We start from the raw sequence: 19417 nt of genomic DNA, 5'->3' as shown, positions 1-19417 counted from the left end.
TCTTTTATCAAGAATATTCTTGACTAGACTTTCATTCTAATAATTAATCACCAGTTCCTTTCCGTCAAAGTCGACATGCGCCTTGCCACTCTTCTTGAGTTTGCCGAAGAGCAGCGCCTTCATCAGGATCGGTTTCAGGCGGTTACCGATGACACGGTCCATCTCGCGGGCACCATATTCCTTGGTAAAGCCCCATTTCAGCAACTGTTCGCGCGCAGCATCGGTTAACGTTACGGTAACTCCCTTTGCTGCCAGTTTCGCATCGAGTTGACGAAGTTTCTTGGCAAGAATCAGTTCTGCCATGTGCTTATCCATATCGTTGAACACCACCATGTCGGAAAGTCGGTTGATAAACTCAGGCTTGAAAGTCTTCTTCACCTGTGCCAGCATCGCTTCGCCACGACTTACGTTCCCATTGAAACCTACGCTAGCCCGTGAAGCATATTGCGCTCCGGCATTTGAGGTCATGATGAGAATCACGTTACGGAAATCAGCCTTCTGGCCCTTGTTATCAGTCAGACGGGCATAGTCCATTACCTGGAGCAGGATGTTGTAGATATCGCTATGCGCCTTCTCTATCTCGTCGAGCAGGAGTACACAGTTTGGCGTCTTGCGGATGGCATCGGTCAGAAGTCCTCCATCCTCATAACCCACGTATCCGGCTGGCGAACCGATGAGTTTTGCCACGGTATGCTTCTCGGTATATTCACTCATATCGAAGCGTACCAGTTCGATGCCGAGTTCCTTGGCCAACTGCCGTGCCACCTCGGTTTTTCCTACTCCGGTAGGTCCCACGAAGAGGAGCGAAGCCAATGGTTTGTCATCATCTGTCAATCCCGCCTTTGCCATCATCACAGCCTCAACCACCTTGTCTACAGCCTTGTCCTGACCGTAAATCTTGTCGAGTATGCGCTGACGGAGCGTAGCCAAAGCATCGTTATTCTCATCTTTCATCGCAGCCGCATCAATCTTGCAGACTTTAATCAGAATCTGCTGGATGATAGACTTGGTAACATAAGAGCGCTGGCGAGATTCTACCGGATGCACCTCCAGATAAGCACCCGCCTCATCCATCAGGTCGATGGCCTTATCAGGCAGACAGCGGTTGCTGATATATTTGGCGCTGGCACGGACGGCATATTCCAGGGCGTCCTTGCGATAGGTTACATTGTGGAACTTGTTGTATTTATACTGCAAGCCCTCCAATATTTTGATAGCCTCCTCCTCGGTAGGTTCCTTGATATCTATCTGCTGGAACCGGCGCACGATGCCCTTGCTCTGAGCCATGTAACGGTTATATTCCTCGTAGGTGGTAGAACCGATGAAACGGATATCGCCTGCCTCCAGATATTGCTTCAGCATATTGGATGCATCAGGTCCGCCATCTGAGCCACGACCGGCACCTATCATATTATGAATCTCATCGATGTAGATAATGGTATTGCCTTCCTTCACGGCTCCCTCCATCACCATCTTGATGCGTTTCTCGAAGTCGCCGCGATATTGGGCACCGGCAAGCATCTGTCCCATATCCATGCCGTAGATGCGAGCCCCCTTGAGGCGTTCAGGAACCTGGTTTTCGTTGATGAGTTTGGCGAGACCATAGACCAGAGCTGTCTTGCCGACTCCGGCTTCTCCGATGTGGAGCGGATTGTTCTTCTCGGCACGGCAGAGCACCTGGATGGTTCTGTCCAGTTCCTGTTCTCTTCCGATGAGCGGATTGTGCTCTTCTACCTTGTCAGAAATACAGGTAACCAGCTGATGCCAATCCTGTACAACCTGTCTTCTGCCTTCTTCCTCGTCGTCATCATACTCGTTGGCATAATCGTCATCATCAAAGTCTGCTCCCATGCCCATGCCAGCCTCTCCAGTGTCTTCTCCAATAGGATAATAACTGTCAACGCTCGCCAGGAACTCGCCCTGCCGGTCGCCCACATTCTTGCACAGCAGGAAGGCGGCTTCTGAATTCTGCAAGCCAAACATCGCCTGCACAAAATGGGGTACATTCACCAGCTGTCTGTCGGCAGCAGCAGCCAGGGCGCACGCCGTTCCAAACATGGTTTTGAAGAGCGATGACGGCTCAGGCAGATACTTGATGGTTTCAGGCACACGCTCCTGCTTGGCGAGCCATCCCACCAAGTCTTCGTGCATTTTGAGGCTGTCTACGCCTTCTTCCTGCAGCGCCTGACAGAATGCATACTGCCTGAGCAACGCCAGCAGCATGTGCTCGGGCATCACGAACTCGTGGTCGAAGAACCGGGCTTGCTTCATGGCATCGTCCATCAGAACACTCATGTATCGGGTTAATCCCATATTATCCATTCTATTCTTTCCTTTCTTTTTCTTAGCATATATTGGGGATATTTCCCCGAAATCAACGCCTATTCCGGCATATAAGTGAGTTTAAGCGGAAACTTCTGCGTACGGGCTTTCTCCATCGCTTTCTCCACTTTACTCTTGGCGATGTCATAGCTGTAGGTGCCCACCACGGCTTTTTCTTCGTGATGAACCTTGAGCATGATTGCTTCAGCCTCAGCCTGCGACTTGAAGAAGATGGATTCGAGGATTTCTACCACGAAGTCCATCGGTGTGAAGTCATCGTTGAACATCATTACCACGTAACGCCCCGGCTCCTTGAGCCTGGTTTTCTGGCGTTCACGAATTGCTGTTTGTTCTTGAGCCATATTTTAATTCTTACTTTTTATAAGCATTGGTAATCTCCACAACATAGACATCATGGAATCCACCCTTGGCACCATACCACTGGAGCAGGTCCTTGTCGAGGAACTTCTCGGCGGTCATACTGTCCTTATAAAGTTTGTGGCATTCCAGGGTGAGTCGTGACTGCTCGAAGGCGATGCTGCCGTTATCAGTTTCTACAGGAATCAGTCCTGTTTCCTTCACCTTATCCAAATCGCGTCCGCTCTTGGAGCCGCAGAAGTTATAAATCTTTCGAGCCTCCTCGCTATGACCGAGGAAAGAGAGGGTCATGAATTCATTCTCCTCGATGATGCCGTGGGTGAAACGCTCCGGACGGATAAAGACCACAGCCACCGGCTTGTTCCAAAGCCATCCCAAACAGCCCCAAGAGGCGGTCATCATATTGAAATGATCCTTGTTGCCGGCACATACCAGCATCCACTCCTTACCAATAGTTTCGAAGACGTTGTCATTCAGTTCTTTTACGTTGATCTTTTCCATCTTATCTGTTCCTTTCTTTTTAATTTCTAATTACCATAAAATTGCGACAGCAGTATTCTGATTGCTGAATGCTGCCCATATCAACTGCAAAGATACAAGAATAATCTGAAAAAGCGAATGTTTCTTTAAGAAAATCGCATCACCCTATTGAGGATTATGCCTAATTAATACTTTTTTATTCCACAAGAAGGCTGAATTGAATACGATTTGTGAGGTAGGAAACCAACCTTGATTTACATTAACTTTGCATCGGCAGTTGAAAAAATAATTCACATTTTATTTTGTCAGTTGCCCAAAAGGCAGTACCTTTGCACCCCGAATGCCGAAAACCGAGCAGGCTTGCGGCATCGATTTATTATTCATTTATAAACATTTTATTTAATGTACAAAACAATTTTCAACAAGCGCAACAGCTTGAAGTTCAACCGATTCTCTAACAAGAACTACTCACTCTTCGCAGTTTTGGGAAGAGAGGTACTTGTTGGCGCGCTCAGCGTTGCTACCCTGAGCCATGCTAAGGCAGCAGGCGTAAGCACAGAGGGAGCCAAGGTTGATTCTACCCTCTACAAGGGCGGAAAGGCTTACGAGCTGGATGCGGTGAGCGTTACCGGATCTCGTGCGCCGATGACTGTAGAGCAGTCACCTAAGATTGTGTCTGTCATTACCCGCGACGATATTCATCGTGCGGCTGCGCAGACTATCAACGATGTATTGAAATTAGCTACCGGCGTGGATGTCCGTCAGCGTGGTGGCTTTGGTGTTCAGACGGATATCTCCATCAATGGTGGAACCTTTGACCAGATTACCATTCTCTTGAATGGCGTCAACATTTCCAATCCTCAGACTGGTCACAATGCTTCTGATTTTCCTGTTGCTCTTGCCGACATCGACCACATCGAAGTGCTCGAGGGGGCGGCATCGCGCTTATTCGGAACTTCAGCCTTCAATGGTGCCATCAACATCGTAACCAAGAAGGCTAAGAGTGAGGGGGTATCTGCAAGTGTAGAAGGCGGAAGCTTTGGAAGTTTCGGAGCACAGGGACGTGTGCAGACGGCTTTTGAAACGGGCAAGTGGACCCAGGCTTATTCCGTAAGCGGAGGTTACAAGCGCTCGGATGGCGGCACGGAGAACAGCGATTTCGAGAAGGGACAGGGCTACGGCAATCTCTCGTTCTCTTACGACCAGCGTTTCGACATCAACGCCCAGTTGGGTATTGCTAGCCAGAGCTATGGTGCCAATACTTTCTACAGCGCCAAATATAACAACCAATATGAGAAGACAGACCACGGTCTGGCTTCGCTCAATCTGAGTCTGCATAACCAGGAGAAGACCTGGGAGATTGCGCCTCAATTCTATTATAACAAATTCAAGGATCACTATCAGCTGATTCGTGGAAAGGCTGGAGCTGCAGCAGGCGAGAACTATCACGACCTCGATGTTTATGGTGGTGGACTGAATGCCAACGTGGCTTGGGCTTTGGGTAAGACCGCAGTGGGTTTCGACATCAGCAAGGAGTGCATCTACTCTACTGCATTGGGCGAGGAACTCGCAGAGAAAGACTATAAGGATATCTCGGGTTCTGACCGTCAATATACCCGAAAGGGCGAGCGCACCAATACCAACATCATGCTGGAGCACAACTTTATCTTCGACGGTTTCACCTTGTCGGCTGGTGTCTTGGCTAACAAGAATACAGGTTTGGACAACGACTTCCGTTTCTATCCTGGTGTGGATATGAGTTATCGTCCTAACGATAACTGGAAGTTCTACGCTTCCTGGAACAAGGCATTGAGAATGCCTACCTACACCGACTTATACATAAATAATGTGGTGCAGCAGGGCGACATCAGCCTAAACCCGGAAAAGAACTCAACCTTCAAGGTGGGAACTCAATATCGCCAGACTGGTTTTGCAGCAACCGTTAGCGGATTCTACGCACACGGCACCAACATGATTGACTGGGTTCAGACATCCGTGACCGAGCAGAAAGACAGCAAGTATCACGTGATGAACATCGGAAAGCTCAACAACATGGGCTACAACGTGGATGCAACTATCTACATGAGAGAGTTGGTACCAAACAGTTTCATCACCCGCATCAAGTTGGGTTATGCTTACATCTATCAGGATCATAAGACCGAGACAAACATTCTGAAATCACTCTACGCATTGGAGTATCTCAAGCACAAGGCAGTATTCGGGCTGGATCATCAGATATGGAACAAGCTTTCAGCTTCGTGGAGCGTAAGATGGCAGCAGAGAATGAATGGCTATCATCCATATACCAAAATAGATTGCAAACTGATGTGGGACGAGAAGAAATACAATATCTTCGTGAAAGCCGACAACATCACTTGCCACCGCTATTACGACCTCACAGCTGTTAAGCAGCCAGGTTTGTGGATTATGGCAGGAGCCAGCGTAAATCTCGGCCGATAATATAATCAGATAATAATCATCCCAAAAGATGATAAATATCCGAAACACGATTCGGATATCAAATAAAAAAACGAGCCTTGATGGAGGATTCATCCTTCCGTCAAGGCTCGTTTCCTTTTATTCCGGCTATTTCCTTTTATTTCAGTTATTCCGGTTTCTGATATTTTCCGTTCACTTTTATCGGTTCGAGATGGATTCCCACATGGGTATCTGCACCGAAGTGCTGCTTCAGTTTTGTTTCTATGTGAGTAGCATGCTCATGAGCCTCATAAAGCGAAAGAGAACCCGGCATGCGGACATGCATTTCTATCGCAATCTTGTTTCCGATGCGACGGGTACGCAGGTTATGAATCTCTCCCACTCCCTGCTCTTCGTTCGCAATCTTCAGGATTTCATCTTCCTCAGTTTCTGGAAGACTGGCATCCGTCAGTTCTTTCACAGACTGCATCACCAGTCCCCAGGCAGCCTTGATGATGAAGGCACTCACGATGATGGCTGCAAGCGGATCGAGCACCGCCCATTTTTCTCCCAGGATAATGGCACCACCAATACCGAACATCGTTCCGATACTTGATAAAGCATCGCTGCGATGATGCCAGGCATTCGCCACTACAGCCTCGGAATGATATTTCTTTCCGGCTTTAACCGTAAACTGATAAGCCCATTCCTTCATCACGATACTTACGATGGCAGCAATCAAGGCTACAACGCCCGGCTGCTGGAGTGTCTCGCCGCAGATGGCACGATAGGTCTTGGTTACGCCAGAATAACAGATCATCACACCCACCACGAAGAGCGAAATACCGATGATGGCTGTGGCAAGCGTCTCGTATTTGCCATGCCCATAATCATGGTCCTTATCCTTCGGCTTATTGCCTAGTTTTACGAATACCAGTACCACCACATCGGTGGCGAAATCGGTAAGCGAATGGATGGCATCCGCTATCATGGCTGCAGAATGTCCGAGAATACCTGCAACAAACTTCAGTACGAGCAGCACCACATTGATGATGCTTCCCGCTATCGTCACCTTATATACTTCCTTTACTCTATCCGCATCTGCGGAATGATTCTTTTTCGTTTCTGCGGGCATCTCTTGCTCGTTATTTATTCTCTCATTCTTGTCCATACTATAAAATATAACAGAAGTCCTTTGCTTCCTTAATAATGTTTTTGTATAACCAAATTCCTGTCTTTCATGAATTGAGCGGCAAAAGTACATCTTTTTTCTGAAATCGGATAAAAAGAGAGATTAAAAAAGTATAACGAATAGGGAATAATGTGATGACGAAGAGAGAAAAGTATGGAATTCGACAAATCACCGAACTTAAAATATCATGCCGTAACCGTTAATTCTGCGAAAGAAAATTGCGGAAATCCGCAAAAATACTACGCAGAATCTATAAAAGTATTATTTTTGTGAAAGAAAACCGCGGAAATCCGCAAAAATCTTTCCTGTTATGATTGTAAATATAGAGACTAATATCTACCTTTGCTACGTATAGACGATAGTTTTATAAAGTATGTGATAACAGGCGACCTCATCAAGAAATACCAAAACGATGACGGCATCGTATTTATGGACGTATTTGATTTCTTGTTGGATAAAGATTCTATATGATAATTTATAAGGAAAAGGCTAATGGCAATCTTGGATATTTCCCCTCCAAGATTGCCATTTATCCCTAAGTAAATCGAGAGTTATAAACTCGAATATTTTATGAAAGTCCAAAGACTATCGGGATAGTATATTTCACCCTAACACAGTTTCCCTTAAGCTTCCCTGGTTTCCATTTAGGCATAGCCTTGACTATTCGCATAGCCTCTTTATCCAAAGTAGGATCAACACTTCTTGTAATCTCAACATCTGTAATTCTTCCATCTTTATCGACAACAAATTTTACTATCACCCTACCTTGGATTCCATTTTCTTGTGCAACTACAGGATATTTGAGATTAGCCGCAATGAAGGATAATAAGGCATTAGAGCCACCAGGGAATGAAGGCATTTCTTCTACTTGTTCGTAAATTTTATCTGTATCAACCAATTCCGAATTGCCATCTATAGGCATCATAATCGACTTGACATGTTCCTCTTTTTTAAAGACATAGACATAATTTGTAAGATACTTGTTTTTTATCCCCAAATCATTAAATTTTACGACCAAAGGCTTGGCATCTTTATACGTTACCTTTGCTGTATCTGCATCTATGAAGAAATCATCATTTATTTCACCATAATACCCTTCTCTATTGCCTCCACGCCAAATCCAATAAGGCTTTCGATTTACGAGTATCGAGGTCGGACAAATCATATTCTGAACATAAACGAACTTGCCAAAACGACGTAGTGGCTCTGCAGTCTGAAATCCCCCATGCTTATTAAAATCCTTTTGAAATTGTGGAGCTTCTGCTATAGGCACAGATACATATACAGTAGCTTTTATTTCATTAAAATTGCATGTAATAGGAAAATATTCTTTGTCGGCATTATACTTTTCCAAATCCAAGCTCCAATTTTCCCCCATTCTATCCTTAATTGCGTCATAGCAAATGGAGTCAAACACAAACTTTGAAGATTGCTGTAAACGTTGTTCGTAAGCTGTAGTCTTCTCGAATTCTCTTATCTCATTCCATGCACTAAATTTTTCCTTCACATTTTTCAAGACTCGTCCTCTGTCGGTCATTTCATATCGTTCGCGTTCTGATTCTTTTGCAGCATTCTCAATAAGTCTTTGCCAAAACAGTGTATTTGAATCCACCGACTTTTTATTTCTTGCACCTCTATTCTTCTTACCCATAGAAGTGGTCTTACCCTTAACCGTTTGAGACGTTTGCCCCATTTTTCTCATTTGAGGCTTTCTCGTTTGAGCATTGCTACCAACCATACATAGCAAAGCTACTATAAGTAAAATAATATGTTTCATAATTTTCCTTTTTTATAGAAAAGCATTAGTACTATTTATTTCCATCTTTATCCCATCATTTTCTCCTCGCGAAAATCTTACGAACCTTTGTCCATCCCACTCTTGAGATTTTCTGACGCAATAAGTTTGGAAGCCATATCCCTTATCTACGATTCTTACCAGAAAAGGATTCCAATCGTAATATGCTTTGTTTATCACTTCTGTTATATCCACGCCATCCAATTCCTTCCGTTCTTTCATCGGAAGTTCCATCACGCAGCTTCCATATTGGTTAAAAGCATCAACGGTATGACGTTCACACTCTGCAGAATGCCAAAACGTTTTACTAGGATACTTCATCTCCATTATCAGAAGCAATCTTCTTTTCAACTCGCCTGATACAATTGCAGGAAAGACAAAATCCTCGTATGATGTTTCATCGTCATAAACGTACACATTATCACCTCCATCCGTCAAATACCAGAAATAGTCATCACCCTCTTTCAGCATTTTAAATGCATATACTTCTTGTGCTTCGTCAGATAAAGTATCACCTTTTGTAGTTTGTGCTTTTGCTGCTTCTTTCACAAGCTCTCTGCCCCCTTCTTTCAGTCCTACTTTTATCCCAACAAACAGAATTACCACAAGTATAGCAGAAAGCACCTTCCAAGACTTTCGCCAGAAAGATGTTTTCTCCTCACGATCAACTGTGGTGCTTGCCTCTTCAGGCTCTATACTATCTACTTTTTGAGTCATAGACTTTTCTGTGTCAGCATCAAGCCATTCACCGCAATATCTACATTTTTTTGCCACGGCAAGGATTTCCTCCCCACAATAGGGGCAACGTTTATGCTTTGTATCCATACATTTCTATTTGTCAAACAAATCTTGATAAACCTTAGCCCATTCTCGCCAAGAATATCCACGAGAAGGATGACGCTGGCGAATCATAAGAGCCTTATCTTCGCCGCCAGTGCTAAACCAACGAGTATAAACCTCATCACCATTAGCCAGAAACAGTTTCTCACCATCTTTCTCGCCAAGAGGATAAAGTCTATTGAAGAGACCATAACCCCAAGTTATGATAACATCAGGTTTCAACTCTTCAAGAATTTCCTTGAATGCCGAAACAGAGCTATTAAACTCGTCAGAAGTATCCTTTACACCTGGTCTTGCTATATTGAACTGAATAAAATTGTAAAAAGCAAGTTGATTCCAAACGCATTCTCTATCATCTACAGATATTTCCCTGTTCAACAAAGCCTTTGTTTGGCTAGTATAGCCTCTATAGAAAGAGGCATCTTCACCACTTACAAAACCGTCCACAATTTCTTGAGTAAATGTATGGTGACAAGGAGCACCAACATTTTCTTCATTATAATGGCTTAGTCCTAACAACAACACTTTCTTGCCACTATTCAAGAATCCTTTCTCGTAATCCTTACCAACAAAAGGATAAGCATTTACATGTTTCATACGCTATTCTATTTTAAAGTTATTAAATGTCGGGGACAAAGATAGTTATTCTATTTGAAACCATCAAGTCCATAATGGTTCATAAGCGAAATTTCTTGATTTCGGCTTAACAAAAGTAGTAAAAATCGTTCTGTTTCATTGGTATATTATCATTTTGCCAGGTGTTCCCGAGACTTGGCGGGTTAAGATTTCGGTTTCGGCAAAATAAAAAAGCGTGGGAACTTACCTGTCACTCGTCCCACGGATTGAGGCCTTCGCATTGCCCTGCATTGTTGAACGAGCAACGTCGAAGCCCACGCCGATATGTATACACTTTTCCCCATACGGATATAGACCTATCGCCTTGACGCAATAAGCCATACCAGTAAAGGGATGTGAATTAACACATCCCGAGAGCACCTACCGTTGCTATGTTCTGACAATGCATGAAGTTTGCGAAGTTTCAATCCGTCAAGAACAAAGCGCTAAGTATGCGCCTTTTCCATTATGTCGTGATTCTTACTCAGAATCATCGGCAAATATACGAATAATGTTTGAAAGAACAAAAGTTTTTTGCAAAAAATCCTCATTGAGGGATAAAATTCATCAAAATCCTCCCTCTCTGAGGGATTTTTCTGTATTTAACCACGCTATGCGAAATTTTTATTGTACTTTTGCACCCGTGCTTGGAAAAGCAACAAATAAAACAGAAGAGTAAACGATATGGCAGAAAAGAATAGCATACCCCAATTCGTGAATAGTGAATCTATTATGTCGGATAGCAACTATGTGAAGTGGCTCTCCGATTTGAAAGGTCGTATTCGCATCGCCCAACTCAAAGCGGCTATCAAAGTCAATGAAGAGTTGCACAAGCTTTATTGGAGCTTGGGAGAAGACATTTGTAACAAGCAAAAGCTATATAAGTGGGGCACTAATTTTATAAAACAGCTTAGTTTGGACTTGCGTTCTGCATTTCCAAATGTAGAAGGTTTTTCTTGGTCAAATCTTTATAAAATACGCAAGTGGTATCTCTTCTATTCTTCGCAAAATGAATTTTTGTACCAAGCTGGTACAAAATTAGAAACCTTAGAAAGTACTAGCGTTCCTATGCCTGCGATTTTGCTTCGTGTACCCTGGAGGCATCAGACTGTCATTGTCTCAAAATGCAAGACCATATTGGAGGCAATGTTCTATCTCAACCAAGTGATTGAAGGCAATTTGAGTCGTAATGAGTTAGAACATATTATCGAAGCCCATCTTTATGAGCAAAAGGGAAAAGCCTTGAATAACTTTGAGTCCACACTCCCTGCGCCACAGAAAGCCTTGGCTAACGAGATGCTCAAAGACCCTTATAAATTAGATTTCTTATCCATGGCTGGCGACTTCTCGGAAAAGGACCTAGAGGATAAGCTGGCTCAAAACATTACTCGTTTTTTACTCGAACTGGGCAAAGGTTTTGCTTATGTTGGGCGACAAATGGAACTTACCACACCAAGTGGAAAATCATACTTCCCCGACATGGTATTCTATCATACCAAACTCAAATGTTATGTTGTGATTGAGCTAAAAGTGGTTGATTTCATGCCAGAGTTTGTTGGCAAACTTAACTTTTATGTTGCAGCAGCCGACGAACTTTTAAAAGACGAAGGAGATAACCCTAGCATTGGTATTCTGCTATGCAAAGACAAAGATTCATCTGTTGTTGAGTGGGCTTTAAGAGGCATTACCACTCCATTAGGTGTTGCAAGTTACCAGCTACAAGAGGTATATGAACGAACTTTACTCGAAATGAAAGAGCAATCCGCAAAGAATTCCACTAGCAATAACAACGATTAAGAAAGCATAAACAGAATATGGTTTTAAATTACATTTGGATAGCATTTTTCGTGATTGCGTTCATCTTCGCACTCATCGGATTGGCAATGGGAGATACGACTATCTTCCAGAAGATTGTAGATTCCACCTTCGACTCATCCAAGAATGCCTTCGAGATTTCTCTCGGACTGACGGGCGTGCTCGCACTCTGGCTTGGCATCATGAAGATTGGAGAGAAGGCGGGAGTAGTGAATGTGTTGGCACGAGCACTCAGCCCGGTCTTCACCCGTCTCTTCCCCGATATTCCGAAGAACCATCCGGTGATGGGAAGCATCTTCATGAACATCGCTTCGAATATGCTGGGACTCGATAATGCAGCAACACCAACAGGATTGAAGGCGATGCAGCAGATGCAGGAGCTCAACACGAAGAAGGATACGGCAACGAACCCGATGATCATGTTCCTGGTTCTGAACACCTCAGGTCTCACCATCATCCCTACCACCATCCTTGCCTTCCGTGCCTCCTACGGAGCAGCCCAGCCTACGGATGTATTCATCCCTATCCTGATGGCTACGCTCGTGGCTACGCTTGCCGGAATCATCATCACTTCGCTCTGGCAGCGCATCAACATCCTGCAGCCGGTATTGCTCGCTACTCTATTGGGAATGTGCGCCTTCGTAGGCATCATCATCTGGGGATTCGGACAGATGGACAAGGATACGATGAATACAGTTACTACCCTGGCTTCGAATATGATTCTCCTGGGCATCATCCTCTGCTTCATCCTGGCTGGTTTCTGGAAGAAAGTGAATGTTTATGATGCATTTATCGAGGGAGCGAAGGAAGGTTTTACTACTGCGGTAAAGATTATCCCTTATCTCGTAGCTATCCTTGTGGGCATCGGCGTGTTCCGTGCTTCGGGAGCGATGGATATGGTGATTCAAGGCATTTCGTGGTCGGTAGAACAATGCGGCTTGAACGCCGATTTCGTAGGCGCCCTACCTACCGCCATCATGAAACCGCTGTCGGGAAGTGGTGCACGAGGCATGATGCTGGAGGCGATGAAGAACTATGGTCCTGATTCGTTTGTGGGCAGATTGAGCTGCATCTTCCAGGGTTCCACCGATACCACCTTCTATATATTGGCAGTATATTTCGGAAGCGTAAGCATCAGGAATACCCGCCACGCCGTGGCTTGCGGCTTGCTCGCCGATTTGGCAGGAGTCATCGCAGCAATCGCTATAGCATATTTATTCTTCGGATAATAAAAAACAAATTAATATGGCAAACCTCAAAAGTTTAGCAAAGGATACCGCCATCTATGGTTTGAGCAGTATCATCGGCAGATTCCTCAACTATCTGCTTGTACCACTCTATACGGCTAAGATTAGCGCCGCAAGTGGTGGTTATGGTGTCATCACCAACATGTACGCCTATACGGCATTACTCCTCGTTATCCTGACCTACGGAATGGAGACCACCTTCTTCCGTTTTGTCAACAAGGAGGGAGAAAACTCAGAAAAGGTTTATCACACGGTATTGAGCATGGTGGGCTTCACTTCCCTGCTCTTCATCGCCCTGGTATTCCTCTTCATCACGCCTTTGAGCGATGCGATGGGCTACGCCGACCATCCGGCTTATGTATGGACCATGTTCGTAACCGTGGCTATTGATGCCTTCCAGTGCATCCCGTTCGCTTACCTCAGATACAAGAAGCGCCCATTGAAGTTTGCTGCCTTCAAGTTGCTCTTCATCGGTCTGAACATTGCGCTCAACCTGGTTTACTACGTCATCATGGATGGTCACGATGTGGGTTATGCTTTCTACATCAACCTGGTTTGTACCGCCTCCATCACCTTCTGTTTCTACAAGGAACTGAAGGAAGGATTCATGGGCGAGAAATGCTCCTGGAGCGAATGCAAGGTGCTCGTCAGGAAGATGATGGGCTACAGCTGGCCTATCCTCGTGCTCGGTATTGCCGGTATTCTGAACCAGACAGCCGACAAGATTCTCTTCCCTTACATCTATGAGAAGGGCGATGCTCATACGCAGCTCGGAATCTACGGAGCAGCCAGCAAGATTGCGATGATCATGGCGATGATTACCCAGGCTTTCCGCTATGCTTACGAGCCATTCGTATTCGGCAAGGCAAAGGATAAGGACAACCGACAGACTTACGCTTCGGCGATGAAATATTTCGTCATCTTCACCCTCTTGGCTTTTCTGGTGGTGGTAGGTTATCTGGATGTATTGCGCCACATCATCGGTCGCGACTACTGGGATGGATTGAAGGTAGTGCCTATCGTAATGGCTGCCGAAATCATGATGGGAGTTTACTTCAACCTCAGTTTCTGGTACAAGCTCATCGACAAGACCATCTGGGGTGCTTACTTCTCAGGCATCGGTTGTGCAGTATTGATTGCCATCAACGTTATCTTCGTACCAGTTTATGGTTACATCGCCTGTGCCTGGGCCGGTTTCGCAGGTTATGGAACAGCCATGCTTCTCTCCTACTTTGTGGGTCAGAAGAAGTATCCTATCAACTATCCGGTGAAAGAGATTATGATTTATGTGGTTCTCGCCCTCATCCTCTTTGCAGGAATGACCGAGGCAAACAGATACTTCTCCAGTGGAATTGCCTGCCTCATCAATACGGTACTCATCCTCATCTTCGCCGCTTATCTCGTGAAGAAGGATTTCCCATTAAAGAGTCTGCCAGTGGTAGGAAAATACTTTAGAAAGTAAGAGATTCCAATCATTGAGATTATATTCCAAGAAGTCCGTGGACAATGTGTAAGTCCACGGACTTCTTTTGTTTATATTATACAGAACCTTCGCATACGGTTCAAGAATAGACAAAAGGACCCAATGTTCCTGGTCCCGAGCAATACTCAGGATATAATAGCAGCCAGCAAGACGCCCTGTAAGAGCTAAAGCAAACGGCTGAGTGAACGAAACGAGACGACTGAGTATTTTGAAGGATATGACTATGCAAGCTGAAGGATACGGCTCCGTTAACCGAAGGATACGGCTCCGTAAGCTGAAGAATATGACTGCGCAAGTGAAAGAAGACGTCTGATCAGGTTCAAAGAGATAGAATATGGAGTTCAAGGAGACTGCTTCTGGAAAGTTGTCACTAGGCTCAGCAGCTCTGCTGAGCCTAGTCAGCAGGTCTGCTCACTGCAGTCAGCAGGTCTGCCGAGCATACTAAGAAAGCAGCTGGTATGCGCACTTGCATATCAGCTGTTTTTGCACTTTTTTGTTCGACTTGTTGTAAAATATCACACTTTTAAGGACGACCTTTTGTGGTTTGTACTTCCCTGAAAAAGGTTGTCACTTAGGAACAAACAGAAGTGACAATGAAACGTAAGACAAGAATTGAACGTGTGTATAATGAGGACACTGGTTGGTTTGAGACCCGTGAGGTAGAGTTGAATAGCTACTCTTTTACAGATGATGATCGTATCATGATAGTTCGAGAGTATATGGAGAGTGGGCTCCCAGCAGAAGAAATCATCAAGAAATACTATATAAGCAGTCGTACAGTGCTATTTTCTTGGATGGATAAGTTCTTAAATGAAAAAGATTTGTTATCTTTGCCGCCAGAAGACCAAAACCGTGACGATATGGCAAAGACAACAAATGAACAGTTGAAAGAGAAAGATGCAGAGATTAAGCGTCTCCGCAAGGCTTTGGAGTTAGAGAAGCTTCGCTCTAAGGCATTCTCCACCATGATTGACCTCGCAGAAGAAACCTTCAATATTCCTGTGAGAAAAAAATCTGGTACCAAACAGTAAGCTTGCTCCGCACAGAGTGCCAGAGCCAAGGTTTAGGCACTCTATGTGGGCTGTTTGGTTTCACCCGGCAAGCATATAATAAGCGCAATGTCTCTGACGGCTTTGCTGAAGATGTCATTGAGTCTATCATCATTGAAAAGGCACGTGAGTATCGTAAGTCAAATCCTGGCTTAGGAGCTGTAAAGTTGCATGCCATATTGAAACAGATGTTTGAGGATACAGGCTGTTTCCCTGGTCGTGACGCATTTATTGAGATGCTGCGTAAGCATGGGCTCATGGTGCGTATAAAGCGCCGTAGGCGCTATAAGACAACAGATTCCGACCATAATTACCGCAAATATCCAAACTTGATTAAGGGAGTAGTTCCTACCCGTCCGAACCAGATTTGGGCAAGTGACATCACCTATGTTGAAACCAATGAAGGTGTGTGCTACCTCTCGCTTATAACAGACCTGTATTCCCATAAAATCGTTGGATGGGCTGTTGGTCCAACATTAGAAACTGTATATCCATTAGAAGCGCTTAAAATGGCATATAAAAGCATTGATGAAGAAACTGCAAAAGGACTCATCCATCACTCTGACAGAGGAAGCCAGTATTGCAGTCAGAATTATGTGTCTATCCTAAAAAGTCATGGCTCACAAATAAGTATGACTCAAACAGGAGATCCTTTGGAGAATGCCATAGCAGAACGTGCAAACGGCATTTTAAAAACGGAATGGCTTTATAGGATGACAATTCCTACTCGTAAAGTATGTAAGAAGGAACTGACCAGGATTATTGCGTTTTATAACGACGAAAGACCGCATATGAGTATCGGTAATCAAACACCATCTGTTGCACATACTCAAGCGGGGCCACAGCAGAAAATGTGGAAAAATCCTTGGGAAAATTCTTCTAATTAGTTGAAAATGTGTATCTTTGCATTTGAAAGAATATCATCACCGTAACCTTTCTAGGGATAGCTCCTTAAAAAGAGTAACCTAGTTAGGTATAATGGGGATTCGCTGACAACCCATATAGTGATAAAATTAAAAATGCGTAACTCATTTAGTGATAAGAAAAATAGATAGTAACATATTTAGTTTAACCATCCTAAAGGTGACAACTTTTTCACGTATAAGACAGTTTTACACATTTTTAAGGACGTTTTTTGTGGTTTTTCAAAAGAAATCAGTATCTTTGCAGCAATATTCCCTCACAAAAGTGTTGGTAATAAGGCATTATTCCCTCACAAAAATGTGCAGACACAAATATCATTCCCTCACAATAGTGTAGCAAACATGAAAAGATTCATATACAACCATCTGAAAGACTGGAAATTATCCAGTAACAGGAAGCCACTCATCATGTATGGAGCAAGACAAGTTGGCAAGACCTATATCATCAAAGAGTTTGGCAACAACGAATTTGAGAATATGGTTTACATCAACTGTTACAAAAACAAAAGCATTGCTCAACTTTTTCAAGGTGACGCAAATGCAGAAAGACTTTCCATCGGCCTTGCTGCTTATGCACACCAAGACATCACTCCTGGCAAGACCCTTGTATTTCTCGATGAGATACAAGAGATTCCACCTGTTTTGTCCTCGCTGAAATATTTCTGTGAAGACAAGCCAGAATTGCATATCATCGTAGCAGGATCATTGCTCGGTGTCATGAACATGAAAGGAGAATCCTTCCCTGTCGGTAAAGTTGACATCATGCACCTCTACCCCATGACTTATGAGGAATTTCTACTTGCCAATGGAGAGAAACAACTTTTGGATTTATTGCAAAGCGGAGATAAGGAACTTATCAACAGCCTCGCCCCAAAATTCATAGAATACCTTCGACGATACTACTTTGTTGGAGGTATGCCCGAAGCAGTATTGGAATTTACACAAAATCACAACCCAATGCAAGTAAGGCAAATTCAACAAAACATCTTGAATGCATACGAGGCAGATATCAGCAAACACACCGAAGAACAGACACAAAGAGTAAGAATGGTATGGCAATCAATCCCAGCCCAACTGGCTCGCGAGAACAAGAAGTTCATCTATGGTGCAATAAGAAAAGGAGCTAGGGCTAAAGATTTCGAGATTGCAATACAATGGCTCATTGACGCAGGACTCGTCCATAAGGTAGAAAGAACAAGAGATGCCAAATCTCCATTAAAATTCTATGCAGACATGGATGCTTTCAAATTATATGTGCTTGATGTAGGTTTGTTGGGAGCACTCACAATGGCACAACCTGACCAGATTCTCATTGGCAACAACGTGTTTAGCGAATACAAGGGGGCGTTTACTGAGAATTTCGTGCTTCAACAGCTGAAATCTCTTCCTTACTTACCCATATATTATTACAGTAAGCCAAGCTCTACCCAAGAAATTGATTTCATGGTACAAGCCGGCAGCGAAATCTTACCAATAGAAGTAAAGGCTGAGGAGAATGTAAAGGCAAAATCACTAGCAGCATTTATCACTCACGATTTTGCCTCCTATCATCTCAAAGGTATCCGTTTCTCCATGCGAGGTTTCCAAGACCAAAAATGGATGGAAAATGTACCACTATTCGCAGCTAGAGAATTTGTTAAACACAAGGTAGAGAAGAGTTTCATCATCAAATAAGCCATAGAAGCATGAGGAAGAAACTGAATAAGAAACTTTGCATGGATGACATCTATGAGATTTGTATTCTTACCCATGGCAATAACCGTAAAAAAGCTCATCTTTATCAACTAACATTTGATGAGGACGAGCGAATATCCACAAATGCCCTGTGGGTATTCACTCATTTCGACATGCAGAACAACGAGTGGCTCTATGCCAAGCACGATGACTTAATAGACCGAGTTCTCGTAGAGAAGAATGAGACCAAGCGCCGCCTGATGCTCCAACTCCTTCTCCGTCAGCCATTCGAGGAAGAATCACTCCGTTCTGATTTCATCGATTTCTGCATCGCCAAGATTACCGCCTGTTCCCAGCCCTACGCCATCCGCTGCTACTGCATGAAGCTCGCCTACGAGCAGATGAAATACTATCCCGAACTCCTCGAAGAGTTAAGAATGGCTCTGGATATGCTGGAGCAGGAGGCTCTATCACCAGGAATGTTATCGGCAAAAAAGCAAATTATGAAGAAAATCAAGCGAAGCCTTGGAAAATTCGGGAAATAGTCGTAACTTTGCAAAGTTAAATATCAAGCATTACATCTATGAATAAAGATAATATCAACGAGTTCGCATCCTTCGATGAATATCTTCGACAAGGAGAACCTTCGCAGAAGGAAAGCGCCGAGAACTGGAAGACGGCTATCGGATTGCAGGCTGTAGATGGGCTGCAACCGTCGGCGTATCTCGTAGATGTGGCTAAACGAAACATCGAAGGAGAAATCACTCTGGATGAAACCAGAAAACTGATTAACTCTTACTATCAGAGCAAGACGATTTGCATATCCGGCCGACTGATGAATGGAAAGAGCAGCCAAGAATAGGTACCCCACAAGTACCCCGCAAGCTATCCTCAAGTACCCCACAAGTACCCCACAAGTTCAGTCAACATGTGGAGACTCTTATTCTATCCTTTAACGATGAATATATGACATCTGCGGAAATTATGGGTTCAATCGGACTAAAGGACAGAAAAAGTTTTAGTGAACTATATTTAAACGCTGCCCTCTCAGAAAAAGCTATTGAAAGGAAATACCCAAACACCCCAAGACATCCACGCCAGCAATATCGAATGACAGAACAGGCAAAGACTTGGAAAGAAGGGTATAAGAAAAAGAATAAATAACATCATAATAAAAATAGAAAAC

Annotated in this window: 16 protein-coding genes and 1 pseudogene; 10 read left to right on the top strand and 7 right to left on the bottom strand. The window is 44.0% G+C overall.

The annotated features are described in order from the left end of the window. Positions 1 to 36 precede the first annotated feature (36 nt). The 3 genes from ONT18_RS13240 to ONT18_RS13230 all read right to left on the bottom strand — a co-directional run bounded on the left by ONT18_RS13240 (position 37) and on the right by ONT18_RS13230 (position 3201). The gene (locus ONT18_RS13240) at positions 37 to 2271 is read right to left on the bottom strand and encodes an AAA family ATPase (RefSeq protein WP_373689852.1); all 2235 of its coding nucleotides are present in this window, start codon (positions 2269 to 2271) and stop codon (positions 37 to 39) included. Positions 2272 to 2381: 110 nt separating this feature from the next. Then, positions 2382 to 2684 (bottom strand): ATP-dependent Clp protease adaptor ClpS, encoded by a 303-nt coding sequence (locus ONT18_RS13235; protein ID WP_006849241.1) that lies wholly within the window; start codon positions 2682 to 2684, stop codon positions 2382 to 2384. A 10-nt stretch (positions 2685 to 2694) separates the two neighbouring features. Next, positions 2695 to 3201 (bottom strand): flavin reductase, encoded by a 507-nt coding sequence (locus tag ONT18_RS13230; RefSeq protein ID WP_264906000.1) that lies wholly within the window; start codon positions 3199 to 3201, stop codon positions 2695 to 2697. Positions 3202 to 3582: 381 nt separating this feature from the next. Between ONT18_RS13230 and ONT18_RS13225 the strand changes: the two genes are divergently transcribed. Then, positions 3583 to 5640, top strand: a complete 2058-nt coding sequence (locus ONT18_RS13225; protein ID WP_264905995.1) for a TonB-dependent receptor plug domain-containing protein — start codon at positions 3583 to 3585, stop codon at positions 5638 to 5640. A gap of 145 nt (positions 5641 to 5785) precedes the next feature. Here the strand turns inward: ONT18_RS13225 and ONT18_RS13220 are convergent, their stop codons facing one another. The 4 genes and pseudogenes from ONT18_RS13220 to ONT18_RS13205 all read right to left on the bottom strand — a co-directional run bounded on the left by ONT18_RS13220 (position 5786) and on the right by ONT18_RS13205 (position 10022). Next, positions 5786 to 6769 carry a cation diffusion facilitator family transporter gene (locus ONT18_RS13220; protein WP_437183728.1) on the bottom strand — a complete coding sequence of 328 codons (984 nt, stop codon included), beginning with the start codon at positions 6767 to 6769 and terminating at the stop codon, positions 5786 to 5788. A 589-nt stretch (positions 6770 to 7358) separates the two neighbouring features. Then, positions 7359 to 7676: pseudogene (locus tag ONT18_RS13215) on the bottom strand (energy transducer TonB); the annotation flags it as partial. Positions 7677 to 8579: 903 nt separating this feature from the next. After that, a complete protein-coding gene (locus tag ONT18_RS13210) occupies positions 8580 to 9410 on the bottom strand; it encodes a zinc ribbon domain-containing protein (RefSeq protein WP_218433434.1) in 831 nt (276 codons plus the stop codon). A 6-nt stretch (positions 9411 to 9416) separates the two neighbouring features. Continuing rightward, positions 9417 to 10022 (bottom strand): hypothetical protein, encoded by a 606-nt coding sequence (locus ONT18_RS13205; protein ID WP_264905991.1) that lies wholly within the window; start codon positions 10020 to 10022, stop codon positions 9417 to 9419. Positions 10023 to 10724: 702 nt separating this feature from the next. Here ONT18_RS13205 and ONT18_RS13200 point away from each other — a divergent pair. From ONT18_RS13200 to ONT18_RS13160, 9 genes are all read left to right on the top strand, one after another. After that, entirely contained in the window at positions 10725 to 11837 is a 1113-nt protein-coding gene (locus ONT18_RS13200; protein WP_182000955.1) for a PDDEXK nuclease domain-containing protein, read from the top strand. Positions 11838 to 11854: 17 nt separating this feature from the next. Continuing rightward, positions 11855 to 13084 carry a nucleoside recognition domain-containing protein gene (locus tag ONT18_RS13195; RefSeq protein WP_089545119.1) on the top strand — a complete coding sequence of 410 codons (1230 nt, stop codon included), beginning with the start codon at positions 11855 to 11857 and terminating at the stop codon, positions 13082 to 13084. A 16-nt stretch (positions 13085 to 13100) separates the two neighbouring features. Further along, positions 13101 to 14564, top strand: coding sequence for a lipopolysaccharide biosynthesis protein (locus ONT18_RS13190; protein ID WP_264905986.1), 1464 nt, complete (start codon positions 13101 to 13103; stop codon positions 14562 to 14564). A 614-nt stretch (positions 14565 to 15178) separates the two neighbouring features. Next, positions 15179 to 15616 (top strand): transposase, encoded by a 438-nt coding sequence (locus ONT18_RS13185; RefSeq protein WP_089543290.1) that lies wholly within the window; start codon positions 15179 to 15181, stop codon positions 15614 to 15616. A 2-nt stretch (positions 15617 to 15618) separates the two neighbouring features. After that, complete coding sequence (locus ONT18_RS13180) at positions 15619 to 16521, top strand: IS3 family transposase (protein WP_264905033.1); 903 nt, start codon at positions 15619 to 15621, stop codon at positions 16519 to 16521. A 378-nt stretch (positions 16522 to 16899) separates the two neighbouring features. Beyond that, complete coding sequence (locus ONT18_RS13175; protein WP_234564668.1) at positions 16900 to 18231, top strand: ATP-binding protein; 1332 nt, start codon at positions 16900 to 16902, stop codon at positions 18229 to 18231. 11 nt (positions 18232 to 18242) lie between these two features. Next, a complete protein-coding gene (locus ONT18_RS13170) occupies positions 18243 to 18776 on the top strand; it encodes a hypothetical protein (RefSeq protein ID WP_264905979.1) in 534 nt (177 codons plus the stop codon). Positions 18777 to 18814: 38 nt separating this feature from the next. Beyond that, positions 18815 to 19093, top strand: coding sequence for an antitoxin VbhA family protein (locus ONT18_RS13165; protein WP_264905976.1), 279 nt, complete (start codon positions 18815 to 18817; stop codon positions 19091 to 19093). A gap of 122 nt (positions 19094 to 19215) precedes the next feature. Then, a complete protein-coding gene (locus ONT18_RS13160; RefSeq protein ID WP_264905973.1) occupies positions 19216 to 19395 on the top strand; it encodes a Fic family protein in 180 nt (59 codons plus the stop codon). Positions 19396 to 19417 lie beyond the last annotated feature (22 nt).

The sequence above is a fragment of the Segatella copri genome (genome assembly GCF_026015295.1).
Taxonomy (GTDB): Bacteria; Bacteroidota; Bacteroidia; order Bacteroidales; family Bacteroidaceae; genus Prevotella; species Prevotella copri_C.
This window is presented reverse-complemented; position numbering and strand designations above follow the sequence as displayed.

What these genes read in the sequence shown, in the direction of transcription:
- ONT18_RS13240 (WP_373689852.1), bottom strand. Translation starts at nt 2,271, where the DNA reads ATGAAGCAAGCCCGGTTCTTCGACCACGAGTTCGTGATGCCCGAGCAC.
- ONT18_RS13235 (WP_006849241.1), bottom strand. Translation starts at nt 2,684, where the DNA reads ATGGCTCAAGAACAAACAGCAATTCGTGAACGCCAGAAAACCAGGCTC.
- ONT18_RS13230 (WP_264906000.1), bottom strand. Translation starts at nt 3,201, where the DNA reads ATGGAAAAGATCAACGTAAAAGAACTGAATGACAACGTCTTCGAAACT.
- ONT18_RS13225 (WP_264905995.1), top strand. Translation starts at nt 3,583, where the DNA reads ATGTACAAAACAATTTTCAACAAGCGCAACAGCTTGAAGTTCAACCGA.
- ONT18_RS13220 (WP_437183728.1), bottom strand. Translation starts at nt 6,769, where the DNA reads ATGGACAAGAATGAGAGAATAAATAACGAGCAAGAGATGCCCGCAGAA.
- ONT18_RS13210 (WP_218433434.1), bottom strand. Translation starts at nt 9,410, where the DNA reads ATGGATACAAAGCATAAACGTTGCCCCTATTGTGGGGAGGAAATCCTT.
- ONT18_RS13205 (WP_264905991.1), bottom strand. Translation starts at nt 10,022, where the DNA reads ATGAAACATGTAAATGCTTATCCTTTTGTTGGTAAGGATTACGAGAAA.
- ONT18_RS13200 (WP_182000955.1), top strand. Translation starts at nt 10,725, where the DNA reads ATGGCAGAAAAGAATAGCATACCCCAATTCGTGAATAGTGAATCTATT.
- ONT18_RS13195 (WP_089545119.1), top strand. Translation starts at nt 11,855, where the DNA reads ATGGTTTTAAATTACATTTGGATAGCATTTTTCGTGATTGCGTTCATC.
- ONT18_RS13190 (WP_264905986.1), top strand. Translation starts at nt 13,101, where the DNA reads ATGGCAAACCTCAAAAGTTTAGCAAAGGATACCGCCATCTATGGTTTG.
- ONT18_RS13185 (WP_089543290.1), top strand. Translation starts at nt 15,179, where the DNA reads ATGAAACGTAAGACAAGAATTGAACGTGTGTATAATGAGGACACTGGT.
- ONT18_RS13175 (WP_234564668.1), top strand. Translation starts at nt 16,900, where the DNA reads ATGAAAAGATTCATATACAACCATCTGAAAGACTGGAAATTATCCAGT.
- ONT18_RS13170 (WP_264905979.1), top strand. Translation starts at nt 18,243, where the DNA reads ATGAGGAAGAAACTGAATAAGAAACTTTGCATGGATGACATCTATGAG.
- ONT18_RS13165 (WP_264905976.1), top strand. Translation starts at nt 18,815, where the DNA reads ATGAATAAAGATAATATCAACGAGTTCGCATCCTTCGATGAATATCTT.
- ONT18_RS13160 (WP_264905973.1), top strand. Translation starts at nt 19,216, where the DNA reads ATGGGTTCAATCGGACTAAAGGACAGAAAAAGTTTTAGTGAACTATAT.